This is a genomic window from Pararhodobacter aggregans (assembly GCF_003075525.1).
Lineage (GTDB): Bacteria > Pseudomonadota > Alphaproteobacteria > Rhodobacterales > Rhodobacteraceae > Pararhodobacter > Pararhodobacter aggregans.
In genome coordinates, this window is the sequence record NZ_QDDR01000015.1 from 45412 (window position 1) to 59600 (window position 14189).

Annotated in this window: 18 protein-coding genes; 2 read left to right on the forward strand and 16 right to left on the reverse strand. The window is 67.9% G+C overall.

Translation table 11 applies throughout. From position 1 onward, the window contains the following. The first annotated feature begins 39 nt into the window (after positions 1-39). A complete protein-coding gene (locus tag DDE23_RS21565; protein ID WP_107750158.1) occupies positions 40-327 on the forward strand; it encodes a putative quinol monooxygenase in 288 nt (95 codons plus the stop codon). 3 nt (positions 328-330) lie between these two features. On the opposite strand, the gene hypE is transcribed toward DDE23_RS21565, so the two are convergent. The 12 genes from hypE to DDE23_RS21625 are packed head-to-tail and all read right to left on the reverse strand — an operon-like array spanning position 331 to position 9230. Continuing rightward, on the reverse strand, positions 331-1353 hold the full coding sequence (gene hypE / locus DDE23_RS21570; protein WP_107750249.1) for a hydrogenase expression/formation protein HypE: 1023 nt from the start codon (positions 1351-1353) through the stop codon (positions 331-333). Between the two features lie 11 nt (positions 1354-1364). Then, positions 1365-2495 (reverse strand): hydrogenase formation protein HypD, encoded by a 1131-nt coding sequence (gene hypD / locus DDE23_RS21575; protein WP_107750157.1) that lies wholly within the window; start codon positions 2493-2495, stop codon positions 1365-1367. Beyond that, positions 2492-2779 (reverse strand): HypC/HybG/HupF family hydrogenase formation chaperone, encoded by a 288-nt coding sequence (locus tag DDE23_RS21580; protein ID WP_107750156.1) that lies wholly within the window; start codon positions 2777-2779, stop codon positions 2492-2494. The genes hypD and DDE23_RS21580 overlap by 4 nt, the downstream gene beginning before the upstream one ends. A gap of 2 nt (positions 2780-2781) precedes the next feature. Continuing rightward, positions 2782-4251, reverse strand: a complete 1470-nt coding sequence (locus DDE23_RS21585; protein WP_107750155.1) for a sigma-54-dependent transcriptional regulator — start codon at positions 4249-4251, stop codon at positions 2782-2784. Beyond that, positions 4251-5105 (reverse strand): hydrogenase nickel incorporation protein HypB, encoded by an 855-nt coding sequence (hypB, locus tag DDE23_RS21590; RefSeq protein WP_107750154.1) that lies wholly within the window; start codon positions 5103-5105, stop codon positions 4251-4253. The genes DDE23_RS21585 and hypB overlap by 1 nt, the downstream gene beginning before the upstream one ends. Continuing rightward, positions 5105-5446, reverse strand: a complete 342-nt coding sequence (gene hypA, locus DDE23_RS21595; RefSeq protein WP_107750153.1) for a hydrogenase maturation nickel metallochaperone HypA — start codon at positions 5444-5446, stop codon at positions 5105-5107. Before hypA ends, hypB begins: the two co-directional genes overlap by 1 nt. Continuing rightward, positions 5439-6269, reverse strand: coding sequence for a hydrogenase expression/formation protein HupK (locus tag DDE23_RS21600; RefSeq protein ID WP_238150083.1), 831 nt, complete (start codon positions 6267-6269; stop codon positions 5439-5441). The genes hypA and DDE23_RS21600 overlap by 8 nt, the downstream gene beginning before the upstream one ends. Positions 6270-6307: 38 nt before the next feature. Beyond that, positions 6308-7078, reverse strand: coding sequence for a [NiFe]-hydrogenase assembly chaperone HybE (gene hybE, locus DDE23_RS21605; RefSeq protein ID WP_107750151.1), 771 nt, complete (start codon positions 7076-7078; stop codon positions 6308-6310). Further along, positions 7075-7902 (reverse strand): hydrogenase expression/formation protein, encoded by an 828-nt coding sequence (locus DDE23_RS21610; protein WP_107750150.1) that lies wholly within the window; start codon positions 7900-7902, stop codon positions 7075-7077. The genes hybE and DDE23_RS21610 overlap by 4 nt, the downstream gene beginning before the upstream one ends. A gap of 7 nt (positions 7903-7909) precedes the next feature. Continuing rightward, on the reverse strand, positions 7910-8287 hold the full coding sequence (locus DDE23_RS21615) for a thioredoxin domain-containing protein (RefSeq protein WP_107750149.1): 378 nt from the start codon (positions 8285-8287) through the stop codon (positions 7910-7912). 22 nt (positions 8288-8309) lie between these two features. Continuing rightward, on the reverse strand, positions 8310-8621 hold the full coding sequence (locus tag DDE23_RS21620) for a HypC/HybG/HupF family hydrogenase formation chaperone (protein ID WP_107750148.1): 312 nt from the start codon (positions 8619-8621) through the stop codon (positions 8310-8312). Between the two features lie 3 nt (positions 8622-8624). Continuing rightward, positions 8625-9230 (reverse strand): HyaD/HybD family hydrogenase maturation endopeptidase, encoded by a 606-nt coding sequence (locus DDE23_RS21625; RefSeq protein ID WP_107750147.1) that lies wholly within the window; start codon positions 9228-9230, stop codon positions 8625-8627. 389 nt (positions 9231-9619) lie between these two features. Here DDE23_RS21625 and DDE23_RS21630 point away from each other — a divergent pair, with 389 nt between their 5' ends. Then, the gene (locus DDE23_RS21630; protein ID WP_107750146.1) at positions 9620-9811 is read left to right on the forward strand and encodes a hypothetical protein; all 192 of its coding nucleotides are present in this window, start codon (positions 9620-9622) and stop codon (positions 9809-9811) included. A 54-nt stretch (positions 9812-9865) separates the two neighbouring features. Here the strand turns inward: DDE23_RS21630 and cybH are convergent, their stop codons facing one another. From cybH to DDE23_RS21650, 4 genes are read right to left on the reverse strand one after another with little or no spacing between them, the layout of a single operon-like run. Continuing rightward, entirely contained in the window at positions 9866-10630 is a 765-nt protein-coding gene (gene cybH, locus DDE23_RS21635) for a Ni/Fe-hydrogenase, b-type cytochrome subunit (protein ID WP_107750145.1), read from the reverse strand. A gap of 4 nt (positions 10631-10634) precedes the next feature. Then, the gene (locus DDE23_RS21640; protein ID WP_107750144.1) at positions 10635-11216 is read right to left on the reverse strand and encodes a HupE/UreJ family protein; all 582 of its coding nucleotides are present in this window, start codon (positions 11214-11216) and stop codon (positions 10635-10637) included. An 11-nt stretch (positions 11217-11227) separates the two neighbouring features. After that, positions 11228-13021 carry a nickel-dependent hydrogenase large subunit gene (locus DDE23_RS21645; protein WP_107750143.1) on the reverse strand — a complete coding sequence of 598 codons (1794 nt, stop codon included), beginning with the start codon at positions 13019-13021 and terminating at the stop codon, positions 11228-11230. 3 nt (positions 13022-13024) lie between these two features. Beyond that, positions 13025-14125 carry a hydrogenase small subunit gene (locus tag DDE23_RS21650; RefSeq protein ID WP_107750142.1) on the reverse strand — a complete coding sequence of 367 codons (1101 nt, stop codon included), beginning with the start codon at positions 14123-14125 and terminating at the stop codon, positions 13025-13027. Positions 14126-14189 lie beyond the last annotated feature (64 nt).

Below are 14189 nucleotides of genomic sequence, written 5' to 3' on the forward strand. Positions count from 1 at the left end.
CTCGGTTCGATGACAGAACCATGACGGGAGGGGGCGTTCATGGCGATCCAGCTGATCGGCAAATTGATCTGTGCCAGCGAAGAGCAGGCCGCCATCGTGCGGGAATACCTGCCTGAGCATGTCCGGCTGACCCGGGCAGAGCCCGGCTGCCTGCAGTTCGAGGTGACCCATGCCGGTGCAATGACCTGGACTGTGGACGAGCTGTTCGCCGACCGCGCAGCCTTCGAGGCGCATCAGGCGCGGACCCGGGCCTCGGCCTGGGGGGAACGGACGCTGGGCATCGCCCGCGAATACGAGATCCGCGACACGCTGGCCGGCGCGGCCTGAGCCTCAGCAGATCCGGGGCAGCTGTTCGCCCACCAGCATGTCGACAATCCGCGTGCCGCCGAAGGCGGTGCGCAGGGTGACGGGGACGTGGGCTTTCGGGACGGCACGACCGATGATGCAGGCGCCCTGCCCCTCCGGCATGGCCCGCATGGCGGCGAGCGCGGCCTGAGCTTCGGCTTCCGGGACGAAGACCACGAGGGTGCCCTCATTGGCCAGATAGAGCGGGTCGAGGCCCAGGATCTCGCAGACGCCCTTCACCTCGGGCCTGAGCGGCAGCGCGATCTCGTCCAGTTCCACCGAGCAGCCCGCGGCCTCGGCCATCTCGTTCAGCGTCGAGGCGAGGCCGCCGCGGGTCGCGTCCCGTGCGGCTTTGGTGCCCGGCGCGGCGGCGATCAGCGCCTCCATCAGATGGCCCAGCGACTGGCAGTCGGACTCGAGGTCGGTGGACAGCATCAGGTCGCCCCGCGCCGCGAGGATCGCCGCGCCGTGGTCGCCCAGCACATGGTTGACGATGGCCACATCCCCCGGCCGGATGGACCGCGCGTCAAGGTCGCGGCCGGGCGGGATCACCCCCACCCCGGCGGTGGTGATATAGACCGTATCGCAGGCGCCCCGGTTGACCACCTTGGTATCTCCGGTGACGATGCGGACGCCCGCCTTCGCCGCCTCGCGCGCCATCGAGGCGACCAGCCGGCGCAGCAGCGCCACCTCGCAGCCCTCCTCGATGATGAAGCTGGCCGACAGCCAGAGCGGTTTGGCGCCGCCGACCGCCAGGTCATTGACCGTGCCGCAGACGGCGATCTTGCCGATGTCGCCGCCGGGGAATTCGACCGGGGTCACGACGAAGCTGTCGGTGGTGAAGGCCAGCCGCGCGCCCGGCTCCTGCAAGCGGGCGTCCATCAGCCGCGCCTGATCCTCCATCCCCGGGGGATTGAAAACGCTGGTGAAAACGCTCTCGATCAGGTCGCGCATCGCCTTGCCGCCGCCGCCATGGGCAAGCGTCACGCGCTGGTCGCGGAGGGGCATGATCGTGTCTTTCATTCTGCCGCTACCCGTGATCCGCCATAGGTCCAGTACGCCGCGCAGGCCCCTTCGGACGACACCATCAGCGCACCCAGCGGTGTCTCCGGCTTGCAGCCCCGGCCGAATTGCGGGCAGGCGGTGGGCTTCATCCGCCCGGTCATCACGGCCGCGCATTCGCAGCCCTCGGGCTCGTCATCGGGCGAGGCCGCATAGCCGATGCCGAACTTGGTTTCGGCGTCCCAGGCCAGGTATTTCTCGCGGATGCGCAGGCCCGATGCATCGATTTCCCCCAGGCCCCGCCAGGCGAAACGGGGCCGGCGTTCGTAGACATCGGCGATGGCGGCCAGGCTGATCGGGTTGCCGTGTTCAGGCACGACGCGGGCGTATTGGTTCTGCACCTCGGCCTTGCCGTCGCGGATCTGCTCCAGCACCATCAGCACCGATTGCAGCAGGTCGATGGGCTCGAACCCGGCGACGACGATGGGTTTGCCGTAATCCTTGGCAATGAAATCATAGGGATGCACGCCGATCACCATCGACACATGGCCGGGCCCGACGAAGCCGTCCAGCACCATGTGGGGGTCGTCGAGCAGCGCCTTGATCGGCTCGGGTACGGTGATGTGGTTGCAGAAGACGCTGAAATTCGTCAGCCCCTCGCGCGCCGCCTGCTGGATGCTGAGCGCCGTGGAAGGCGTCGTCGTCTCGAAGCCGAGGCCGAAGAAGACGACCTCCCGCCCGGGGTTCCGCCGGGCCAGTTCCAGCGCGTCCAAGGGCGAATAGACCATGCGGATATCGGCGCCTTCGGCCTTGGCCTGGATCAAAGATTTCCGCGTCCCCGGCACCCGCATGGCGTCGCCGAAAGTGGTGAAGATGACCCCCGGCCGCTCGGCAATCGTCACGCAATCGTCGACGCGCGACATGGGCAGCACGCAGACCGGACAGCCGGGGCCGTGGATGAATTCGATCCCCTCATGCACCAGTTTGTCGAGGCCGTAGCGGAAGATCGCGTGGGTATGCCCGCCGCAGATCTCCATGATGTGCACGGGTTTTTCGCGCGTGGCGCCGATCTGGTCGGCCACCCGGGCGATGGCGGCGATCAGGATCTTCGCGGCTTTCGGGTCGCGGAATTCCTCGACGTATCTCATTGATCCTCCAACGCTTTCGCGCCCTCCGCCATCTGCTCCAGCGTCTCTTGCGCCTCGCCGAGGCCGCGCAAGGCCTCCAGAGTCTCGGCCGCCTCATGCGCGTCGATCACCGCCATGGCGAAGCCCACATGGATCAGCACCCATTCGCCGACCAGATCCTCCAGCGGGCCCAGCGCGACCGGGGCCAGCGACACCTCGCGCCGCACGCCCGAGACATCGGCCATGGCCATCTGCCGGGCTTCGTCGGTGATGGCCACGATCTGGCCGGGGATGCCTAGGCACATGGTCAATCCTCCTCGGTGACGGCATGCGGCTCGATGCCGTAGCGGTCCAGTTTGGCCCGCAGCCCGACGCGGGAGAGGCCGAGTTCGGCGGCGGCGCGGCTCTTGTTCCATTTGAGGCGGGTCAGCGTCTCGCGCAGGATCCGCATCTCCATCACCTCGACCCGGTCCTTGAGCGTGCCCTCCAGCGCGCCGACCAGCGTGGCAGTGCGGTCGGCGCCCTCATCCCCCGGGGCGGCCATCAGGATGTGGCGCGAGATGATCTCAGGGCCCAAGGTCACCTGCTGGGCGAGGATCAGCATCCGCGTCACCTCGTTCTTCAATTCCGGCAGGTTGCCGGGCCAGTCGTAGCTTTCCAGAAACTCGAGCGCCGCCGGGCTGAAACCGCGCGCGGGCTTGCCATGGGCGGAGGCCAGTTCGTGTAGGAAACGCTCGGCAATCAGGGCGATGTCGCCCTGACGCGCGCGCAAGGGCGGCACCTGCAAGACGGTCACGGCCAGCGCATAGTAGAGGTCCGCGCGGAACGTCCCCTCGGCCATCAGGTCCAGCGGGTCGCGATGCGCCCCGGTGATGAGCCGCGCGCCCGAGGTCAGCGTCTCGCGCCCGCCGACCGGCTGATAGGCGCCCTCGGTCACGACGCGCAGGAGCGCAATCTGCATCGCGGGGCTCAGCGCATCGACGCCGTTCAGGAAAACCGTCCCCCGGTCGGCCTTTTGCAGCAGGCCCACCTTGGTCTGCGCCAGCCCCTGCACCGCGCCGCGCTTGATGCCGAAAAGCTCGACCTCCAGCACCTCATCCGGCAGGCCCACGCAATTCAGCTCATAGAACGGCCGGTCGGCGCGGAGCGAGCCGTAATGCATGGCCCGCGCCAGTTCCGTCTTGCCGGTGCCGGCCTCGCCCTGGATCAGCACCGGCACGTCGAAACTGGCGAATTGCCGGGCCAGCTGGATCGTGGCGTTCAGGCTGGAATGGGGGCCCCGCAGCACCTTGTCGAACCCCAGCCCCGCCTGCAGCATCCGCCGCCGCTCGTCCAGCTTGGCCGAGGCGGAACTGCCGAGATAGCGCATCTCCAGCGTCATGCGCTCGTGGTCGCGGTTCAGCTCAAAAAGGCGCGCGGCGTTGCGGACCGCCATCAGCAGATGGTCCGGGTGCCAGGGCTTGGTGATGAACTGATAGATCCCGGCCTCGTTGATGGCCTGGATCATGTCGTTGGTTTCGGTATAGCCGGTGACGATGATGCGCACCGTCTCGGGCCAGCGGTCGCGGATCTCGGTCAAGAGTTCGATGCCCGTCTTGCCCGGCATCCGCTGGTCCGAGACGACGACCTGGACCCAATGCTCCTCCATCAGCGCCCAGGCCTCGGCCGCGTCCTGCGCTTCAAGGATTGTGAAATCGTCTTCCAGCGCCATGCGCATGGCGGCGACCGAATGCGGCTCGTCATCGACGACCAGGATGGTGGGCAGGGTCTTGGCCATCACGCGGCCTTGTCGGCGAGGCGGGCCTTCAGCCAGGCGAGCCAGGTCTCCATCCCCTCGCCCGTCCGGGCGGAAAGGCCGATGATCTCGATCCCCGGATTCACCCGGCGCAGGTTCGCCTCGTAAAGGTCGAGGTCCACGTCGCAATGCGGCGCGAGGTCGATCTTGTTGAGGATGGCGAGCCGGGCGGCGGTGAACATGTCGGGGTATTTCAACGGCTTGTCCTCGCCTTCGGTGACCGAGAGGATCGCCACCTTGCAATCCTCGCCGAGGTCAAAGGCGGCGGGGCAGACGAGGTTGCCGACATTCTCGATGAACAGGTACGCGCCCTGCCGCAGCCGCAGGTCGTCCAGCGCGTGTCCGACCATATGCGCGTCCAGATGGCAGCCTTTGCCGGTGTTGATCTGCACCGCCCGGGCGCCGGTGGCGCGGATGCGGTCGGCGTCGTTCTGGGTCTGCTGGTCGCCCTCGATCACCGCCAGCGGGGCGTCGCCCAGCCGTTTGATGGTCTCGCACAGGAGGGTCGTCTTGCCGGAGCCGGGCGAGGAGACGAGGTTCAGCGCCAAGACGTCGAGCGCCTTGAGGATGCGGCGGTTCTGGGCGGCGTAGCTGTCGTTTTGCGACAGGATCGCGGTTTCGACCTCGATCAGGCGGGATTGCGACATGCCGGGGACCGAGACCCCGGCCTCGCCCTGGCCGTAATGGTGGTGGTCGTGGTGGTGGTGGTCATGGTTGTGGTCGTGGTTGTGGTCGTGGTTGTGGTCGTGGGAATGGGAATGGGAATGGGAATGGGAATGGCCCATTGCCTTGCCGTCCGCCGTTACCGTATCGCTGCATCCGCATACCGTGCACATCAGATCACCTCCAAATCCTTGATCCGCATTTCATCGCCCGCTTCGGGCATCAGCCGACCGCCCCCGCACAAGGGGCATGGGTCCAGCCGCTCGTGGATCTCGACCGTCTTGCCGCAGTCATAACACAGCGCAAGCCCCGGAAGATCCAGCATTTCCAGCGCCGCGCCCTCGGCCTTGGAGCCGCGCATCACGACCTCCCAGGCGAAGGCGAGCGCCCGTTTTTCCACCCCGGCGAAGCGGCCGATTTCCAGCCGGACGCGGGTCACGCGGGTCACGTCGGGCCGGTCGGTGGCCTGATCGACGATCCGGCGGATGCCTTCGGCGAGGGACATTTCATGCATGGATCGCCTCCCGGGTCAGCTTGACCGGCGCACAGGGGTCCAGAATGTCCAGAAGCAGCGCCGCCTGTCCAGCGCGGGCGGCATCGAGGCTGGCCAGCGATTGCGCGAGCACCCCGCCCGGGACCAGCAGGCTGTCGGTGGGCGTGACGCGGGCAAAGGATGTGACGATGCCGTCCGGGGCCCGCAGGCGCAGGCCGTAGAGGCCCCGGGTGGCGGGCACCAGCGCCTCGCCCGGGGCGGGGCTTTCGGAGGGCGGCAGGGTGTGATCCAGCAGTGACGCGATGTCGAAGAGCCGGGCGGCGGCGCGCCAGAGGGGGCCGCGGCCATGGGTAGCCTCGACCGCCGCCAGCGCGGGGCGATGGGCGTGGCGGGCGGCGGGCGAGTTTTCGATCGGGGCGCCGGTCCAGAGATTGCTGGCATCGGCGAAGGGCAGCGCCGCCGTCACGCCCTCGCGGCCCGGAAAGGCGCGGTCGATGGCGCGCAGGACCGGGGCGGCGCCCTGGCCCGAGACGAGGAAATCCGTCATCTCGGCGGGACGCGCGGGCAGGCCTGCCGGGCCGAAGACCGCCGCCCGGACGGCGGCGGGATCGCTCGCCCAACCGGCGGGCAGCGGGCGGGCGCCCTGCCCCAGATGCGCGGGCCAGGTCACGAAAAACTTGAGCAGATGGTCGCGCAGGATCTCGTCCCCGCCGGGCGGCAGGGGGTGCCCCAGCGCCAGCGCCACCGCCTGCGCCTGCGCGTGACGGCAGAGGTTGAAGACCCGGGGCAGCAGCGCCGCCGCCACCTCGACCCGCGCGCCGAGGACCATCGCCGCGACGGGCATGGCCGGGCCCGGACGGGCGTGGAGGCGCGCCGCGTGCATCACGCCTGACCCGAAAGCCCGGCGGTGATGACGGCGCGGCGGGACGGGATGGCGGGCTCCACCGCCTCGGGCTCGGGCGCCAGCGCCGCCTCGCGCGCCGCACGGATGTCGGCCTTGCGGTCGGTCTCGGCCAGATGGGCCGGATCGAACAGCGCCGCCATCACCGCTTGCGCCACATCGACCGCATCCTGCTGGCGGGTGAACTGCGCCATGGGCGAGAAGAGCGAGCAGGCCTTGTACCCCCCGGTCATTTCCCGCGAATTATGGATGAATTCATAGGCGCCCGAGGGGAAATCCACGACCTCTTTCTGCCCCGCCACCAGCCCCGACCAATCCTGCGCGTCGGGCAGGAGAATCAGGTTCATGAACCACGGCGAGATCAGCACGCCCAGCATCATGTCCTCATGCAGGCGAAAGCCCACGGCCTCGACCCTTAGCGCCTTGTTGACCAGCGGCACGTCGCGCATCTTGCCGTGCCAGACCTCGGTGAAATCGGTCACCAGCCGCTCGGTCGCGGCCCTGATGCGCAGCGCTTCCAGATGCCGCTCGGCGCCCGGATCGCGCAGCACCATGAACTGGTGCGGATCCGCCGAGCAGGTCGGGCAGGACCAATCGCCCGGCAGCTCGGTGAAGGCGGTGCCGGGGTCGATCTGGCGCGTGGCGTCGCCCAGCGCCGGGTCATAGACCGACCAGCAGATCTTGCATTCCATCACCGCCTGCGGGCTGATCCGGGCGGCATGGCCACCGTAGGAGCCTTCGAACCCGCTCATCGCACCGCCTCCAGCACGTCATTCAGCCGTTTGGCGCTGTCGGCCAGATCCTCGGGCGCGGCGAGGACCACCTCGGGCATGGCGGTGACCTCGAAGGTGTCGAGGATCAGCTGGTCCTGCGAATTGTAGAACTGCACCCGCCAGACCCGGGGCAGCGCGGTGGCGCGGATCCGGCAATTGCCATAGCCGCGCGACAGGATGTCGGACGAGCCCTCGCCCAGCCGGGCGTCCAGCCAGTCCAGATCCTCGGGCGTGTGCGGCAGCAGGGTCAGGTTGATGACGTGCAACTCGCCCCCGGCGTCCGCGCTCTTGTCGACAAGTTCGGACCAGAGCGCGGGCGCGTTGACCACGCCCGGGCCCGGCGCCACCTCCTGCCCCCGGCGCAGCGGTTCGAAGGCGCGGGTCACGGCGATGGCGGGCACCGGCGCGACCTCGATCCAGTCCTCGCCCGCGCCCTGCACCCGCCAGATCCCGGCGAAGACGCTTTCCTGCACCCGGACGGGCGGCAGGCCGCGCACCTTGACCGAGACCTCGCCCTCGCGCAGCACCTCGGCCACCAGACGGCGGTTGGCGGGGTCGAGGCCGGTCAGGTCGAAGCGCTCGGCGATCAGGCTGGCGGAGACCCGCGTCGCGGCAGCGACCACGGCGTCGAGGATGGCGATGGCGGGGGCCAGATCCTCGGTCAGTTCGATATCGGGGAGTTGCGGCGCATAGGTGTGCATCTTGGCCGGCATGTCGAGGTAATGCAGATCCTCGCCATCCTCGGGCACGGGTTGCGAGCCGGGGCCGAAGCCGGAGGGCGGCAGGTGGAAGTTCGAGACCATGGGACCCTCAGGCGTTTTCGGTGGAGAGGTAATGCGAGAGCCGGGCGACGTAATCGGACCAGTCCCGCACCTTGGGAATGCCGCCGATGAAGCGCCCGTCGCGGTAGAGGATCAGCGAGGGCGTCTTGAAGACCCCGGTCGCCTCGCGCACCAGCTTTTCCAGGCTGTCGCCGACCACGGCGCAGTCGAAGGCGTGCTGGAAGGCGGCTTTCAGTTCCGGCAGGATCACGGCCACATCCGGGGTTTCGAGGTTGCGCGCCACATCGCCCGGGATGAACAGGACATGGGCCCCGGCCGCGCAGGTGAAGGCGCTGAGCGCCGCCTCGTCCTGCAACAGCGGGTAGCGGAACTCGGTGGTCAGGCGGTCGATCAGCGGGTGGGACAAGGGGGCCTCCTCAGGGGTGCGTTCAGGCTTCGGTCTGGCCCGCGTCGAGCGCGGCTTGCAGATGGGGCGGCAATTGCGGCGTGCGGGCCTCGAGATCGGCGAAGGCGTCACCCAATTCGCCCCCGGCCATGACCCGGCGCATCCCGTCCAGCGCCTTGGTGATGAGCGCGGCTTCCTCGGCCGAGATCACCTCGCGCGCAGCGCCAAGGAAGCCCAGCACCCAGGTGCCGACGGGTTGGGTGCCGGTCAGCGACAGGTCGATATGGCTGCCGTCGTGGCCGGTGGCGTTGGTGCCGTCGACGGCGGTGATCTGCAGCGGGATGCCGACGCACATGGCTCAGGCCCCCGGCAGGAAACGGGCGTCGCCGATGCGGCAGGCTTCCTCGGCCGAGGGGCGGCCGTCCTCATAGGCGGATTGGCGCAGCGCGGGATCGGCAAGATCGCCGGTCGGCGTGCGGCCGGGGCGCGAGGCGATGCCGCGCGCGGCCAGCCAGCGGGCGGCGATGGCGACGGCCTCGGGCACGCGGGCGGCGACTGGGGCGCGGAGGCCGCCGCCGTAATCCTCCAGCTCCTCGGGCTGGCAGCCGATCAGGACGATTTCCGCCGGGTGGCAATCCATCAGCCGCGCGGTGGCCAGCACATCCTGAAAGCCGGTCTGGTGCAGGGACATCTTCTTGGCGCCCATGAAGGTGGGCACTTCCTCGCCCTCGACCACCTTCATCGTGCCGGGGTCCAGCCCGTAATCCACCGCGTCGAAGACCACCATCAGGTCGTGGTCTTCGAGGAAGGGCAGCAGGTAGAGGCCCTGCGTGCCGCCGTCGAGAACCGTCACCGGGGCGTCGAATTCCAGCGTCTCGGCCAGATGTTCGACGCAGCGGACGCCGAAACCCTCGTCGGCCCACAACAGGTTGCCGATGCCCAGAATGAGCGCGCGTTGTGCCATGGAGCCTCCCTCTCTGGCGGGCGGAACCGGAGTTTCCGCTGCTGGATGGAAGTAAAACTACCCTTTTCGGCCCCGGTCAGGCGGTTTTTTCAGCATTCTGAAAAAAGGGATCCAGGGTGTTGTTTTCAATGAATTTTCAGGGGATTTATGCGGAGTTCCGGGAAATTCAGCGGTTAGCAATATCTCAATTCTCGCCACAATCGGATACTTTCTTTCCATCTTACCCTCCCGGCCGGAAAGCCGACTCGTCACGCCGCTTACACATTCCCGGCATTCACGGGCTCGGGATTGGCGGCGCCCCCGGGCGGAACCTTATGATTCCGCTTGCGTTGTTCCCATACCTGCTGCCGTTAACCCTGCCTGAAAGACTGCCTGCCAGGAGACCCGCCATGCGCAACCGAGCCGCCCCGCCTGTCGTCGCCGACATGCCCTTCACCACCCCCTACCCCGTCGCCATCTGCGATGTGGAGCGCGGGCGCTTCACCGCCGGGCCGCGCAGCCTGCCCCCGGGGACGCGGGGTTTGGTCGGCTGGTTCGCGGAGCGCATGGTCCAGGGCCGGCGCAACTCGGTCGGGCATTAACGAAAGACGGGCCCCCGCAGGGGCCCGTTTCAGGTCGCACGGACGAGGCGCCGGTCAATCGGCCCGGTCATCCTTGAAGGTCCGGTGCCCGGAGATCATGGTCGAGACCATGGATTGCCGGGACAGGATATCCTCGCGGATCGCGGCGTAGATGTGGATCAGCATGAAGACCACGATCGCCCACATGCCCAGCCGGTGGATCTGGTGCAGGACCATGGAATTGCCGATCCATTCCCGGAGCGGCCCGAACAGGAAATCGAGCCAGCCGCCCTGCATCGCGCCCTCGGCATACATGGCAAAACCCGTCACGATCATGAAGGTCAGCCCGACCGTCATGAAGAAGAACATGGCGATCTGCGCCAGCGGGTTGTGGCCGACGTATTTCTTCGGCGTGCGTTCGAGGAAGGCGTACCAGCGGATCTCGTGCCAGACTTCCCGCCACCAGGCCTTGCGGTGCACCGGCAGGTAGAACATCTGCCGGGCGTGGTGATTGCCGACAAAGGCCCAGTAGATGCGGCCGAAAAAGCCCGCGGTCAGGATCATCCCGGCGGCGAAATGCGCGAAACGGATGTAGCCGAAGACGAATTGATGCGTGGCCTCGGCGATCTGCATCGAGGGCAACGGGCGGCCGATCAGGTAGCCGGTGACGACCAGCACCATGATGCAGGCCGCGTTGATCCAGTGCCACAGCCGCACCGGCACCTCGTAGACATAGACCGAGGTGCGCTTCCTGACCGAGGCCAGATCGCTTTCGGTGGCGTCGCCGGTGAGGCGCGAGGCCTCGAGCCCGGCGGCCGGGTCATGCGAGAGGTCGGTCATCGCCCTACCCCGCGATCAGCAGCAGGCCACCGGCCGTGATCCCGGCGCCCATCAGCGTCTGCATCACCCGGGCGAAGCGACCGCTGGCGGCGGCGCGTGCCAGGGCGATGCCGGCGACATGCAGCCCGGCTGTCGCGATCAGGAAGCCGGCCAGGTAGCCCAGGGCATCGCCCGCTGCCTCGGTCGCATGGGCGTGGCCGTGGCAGGCGGCAAAGAGGGCGATGGCTGCCAGCGAAAGGCCGGTGATGGCCCGGGGCTGGCCACGGCGGGCAAAGACGGTCAGCAGGCCGAAGACGGCGACCGAGAGGGTGATCCAGGTCTCGACATTCGGGATCGGCACGCCGGACCACGACAGCGCGGCGCCGAGGGCCATCGCCGAGAGGAAGGCGGCGGCCCCCGCCCAGACGCGATGCGGTAGCACGAAGCCCGACCAGAGCCCCACCGCCAGCATGGCCAGCAGGTGATCGGGCCCGGTCAGCGGGTGCAGGAAGCCGTGTTCGAAGCCCGAGGCGTCGCCATGGCCGGTATGGGCCAGGGCGGGGGCGGCGGTCAGCGCCAGCGCGGCGGCAAGTGCAAGTTTCTTCATGGATTCCTCCCTCAGCGGACCTTGACCGAGGTCAGTTCCTGACCGTCGGGCGACATGACATGCGTCGAACAGGCGAGGCACGGATCGAAGCTGTGCAGCGTGCGCAGGATCTCGACCGGCTCGTCGGGACGCTCCATCGGCGTGTCCATGAGCGAGGCCTCGAAGGCGCCGATATTGCCCTGCGCATCGCGCGGCGAGCCGTTCCAGGTGGTCGGCACGACGCATTGGTAATTCTCGATCTTGCCATCCTTGATCGAGATCCAGTGCCCCAGCGCCCCGCGCGGGGCCTCGGTCATGCCGACGCCCCGGGCCTCGCGCGGCCAGGTGGAAGGGTCCCATTTCGCCACATTGGCCGTGCTCTGGTCGCCGTTGCGGATGTTGGCGACCAGCTTGTCGAAGAAGTGCCGTTGCAGGCGGGCGCAATATTCCGCCTCCAGCGCCCGGGCGGCGGTGCGGCCCAGCGTCGAGAAGAGCGCCTCGACCGGCAGATCCATCGTCCGCAGCAAGCCGTTGATCTGGTTGGTGATATCCTCGTGCCCCTGGGCGTAGCCGACGATGTAGCGGGCGAGCGGCCCGACCTCCATCGCATGGCCCCGCCAGCGCGGCGCCTTGATCCACGAGTATTTCGCGGCCTCGTCCAGCTCCTCGATATTGGTCCGCGTGCCCCGGGCGTTGGGCCCCAGTTCGTAGCGCGGGCTGGTCTCGCCGTCCCAGGGATGCTTGCCCTGCCCCGGCTGGCCGTATTCGTACCACGAGTGATCCACGAATTCCTGGATCTGCTCGGGGTCGCGGACATCGACCTCGTGCACCTCGTTCAGGTTGCCGTTGATGATCGCGCCGCGCGGCAGATAGAGCTGCGCGGGATCGAAATTGTTCGGATGCTCGGGGATGTCGCCATAGGCGAGGCAGGCCTTGGACGAGAGCCCGCCGCCATAGAGCCAGGTCTTGTAGAAGCCGCCGATGGCGACCACGTCCGGGATATAGACGTTGTTCACGAAATCCGTGCATTTCTGGATGATCGAGGAGACGAGGTTCAGCCGCTCCATGTTGATCGCCCCGACCGCGCCGGTCGAATGCATGTTGATCGGGCAGGGCACGCCGCCGACCAGCCAGTTCGGATGCGGGTTCTTGCCGCCGAAGATGGTGTGGACCTTGACGATCTCCTTCTGCAGATCCAGCGCCTCAAGGTAATGGACAGTCGCCATCAGGTCGGCTTCGGGCGGCAGTTTATAGGCCGGGTTGTCCCAATAGCCGTTCTTGAAGAGGCCCAGCTGCCCGGATTCCACGAAGGCCCTGAGCCGCGCCTGCACGTCGCGGAAATACCCCGGCGAGGACATCGGATGCGAGGGCGAGACCGCCTGCTGCAATTCCGAGGTGGCGCGGGGATCGGCGCGCAAGGCGTTGATCGGATTGACCCAATCCAGCGCGTGCAGGTGATAGAAATGCACGACGTGGTCGTGGATCTCCAGGTTCAGCTGCATCATGTTGCGGATCGAGTTGGCGTTCTCGGGGATGGTGATCCCCAGCGCATCCTCGACCGCGCGCACGCTGGTCAGCGCATGCGTGCCGGTGCAGACGCCGCAGATCCGCTCGGTGAAGGCCCAGGCGTCGCGCGGGTCGCGGCCGCGCAGGATGACCTCGAGCCCGCGCCACATGGTGCCGGTGGAGACGGCGTTGCGGATCACGCCGTTCTCGTCGACGTTCACCTCGCAGCGCATGTGGCCCTCGATGCGGGTCACGGGATCGACGACGATGCGGCGGCCGGAATTGTCCAGCGAGAAGCCGTTGGGGGTCTGGATGACCATGGGTTACGCCTCTTCCTTGGCCGTGCTGGGACGGTCCTGAACCTTCTTCTGCGCCGAGCGCAGGGCGGAGATGGCGGTGTGCAGCGCGATGCCCCCCGCCACGGCCCCGGCGGCGGCCATGCCGACCTGATCGGCATTCGCCTCGACCCCGAACTGGGTCAGGTCGGTCACCCGGTCATAGAACGAGCCCTGATCCCAGAACCCGTCCTCCGAGCAGCCGATGCAGCCGTGGCCCGACTGGATCGGGAAGCTGACGCCCTCGTTCCAGCGGATGGTCGAGCAGGCGTTGTAGGTGGTCGGCCCCTTGCACCCCATCTTGTAGAGGCAATAGCCGCGCCGCGCGTTGTCGTCGTCCCAGCTTTCGACGAACTGGCCCGCGTCGAAATGGGGCCGGCGGTAGCATTTGTCGTGGATGCGCTGGCCGTAGAACATGGCCGGGCGGCCCTGACGGTCCAGTTCCGGCAGCCGGTCGAAGGTCAGCATATAGGTGATGACGCCGGTCATCACCTCGGCGATGGGCGGACAGCCCGGGACGCGGATGATCGGCTTGTCGGTGATGACCTGATGCACCGGCACGGCGCGGGTCGGGTTCGGGTGGGCGGCCTGCACGCAGCCATAGGAGGCGCAGGCGCCCCAACTGATGATCGCCTTGGCGTGTTCGGCCGCCTCGCGCAGCTGCTCGACGAAGGGCTTGCCGCCGACGATGCAATACATCCCGTCTTCGTTCAGCGGCGGATTGCCCTCGACGGCGAGGATGTAATTGCCCCGGTAACGTTCGATGGTATCCCTGAGCGCCGCCTCGGCCTGATGCCCCGCCGCCGCCATCAGCGTGTCGTCGTAATCGAGCGAGATCATCGACAGCACCACGTCCCCCGCCAGCGGATGGGCCGAGCGGATGAAACTCTCCGAGCAGCAGGTGCATTCGAGCCCGTGCACCCAGATCACCGGCGTGCGCGGCAGGGTCTCCATCGCATGGGCGATCTTCGGCACGAAGGCGGGGCCCAGGCCCAGCGCCGCCGCCGTCAGCGAGCAGTATTTCATGAAGCTCCGCCGGGTGATCCCCTGCTTGCGCATCACGTCGTAGAAGGTCTCGATCTGGCTCAAGGCCGCTCCTCCCCCATCGCGGTTGATGTCCGGTGCGACCCCGTGGCGCACCCTCCCGATGCAG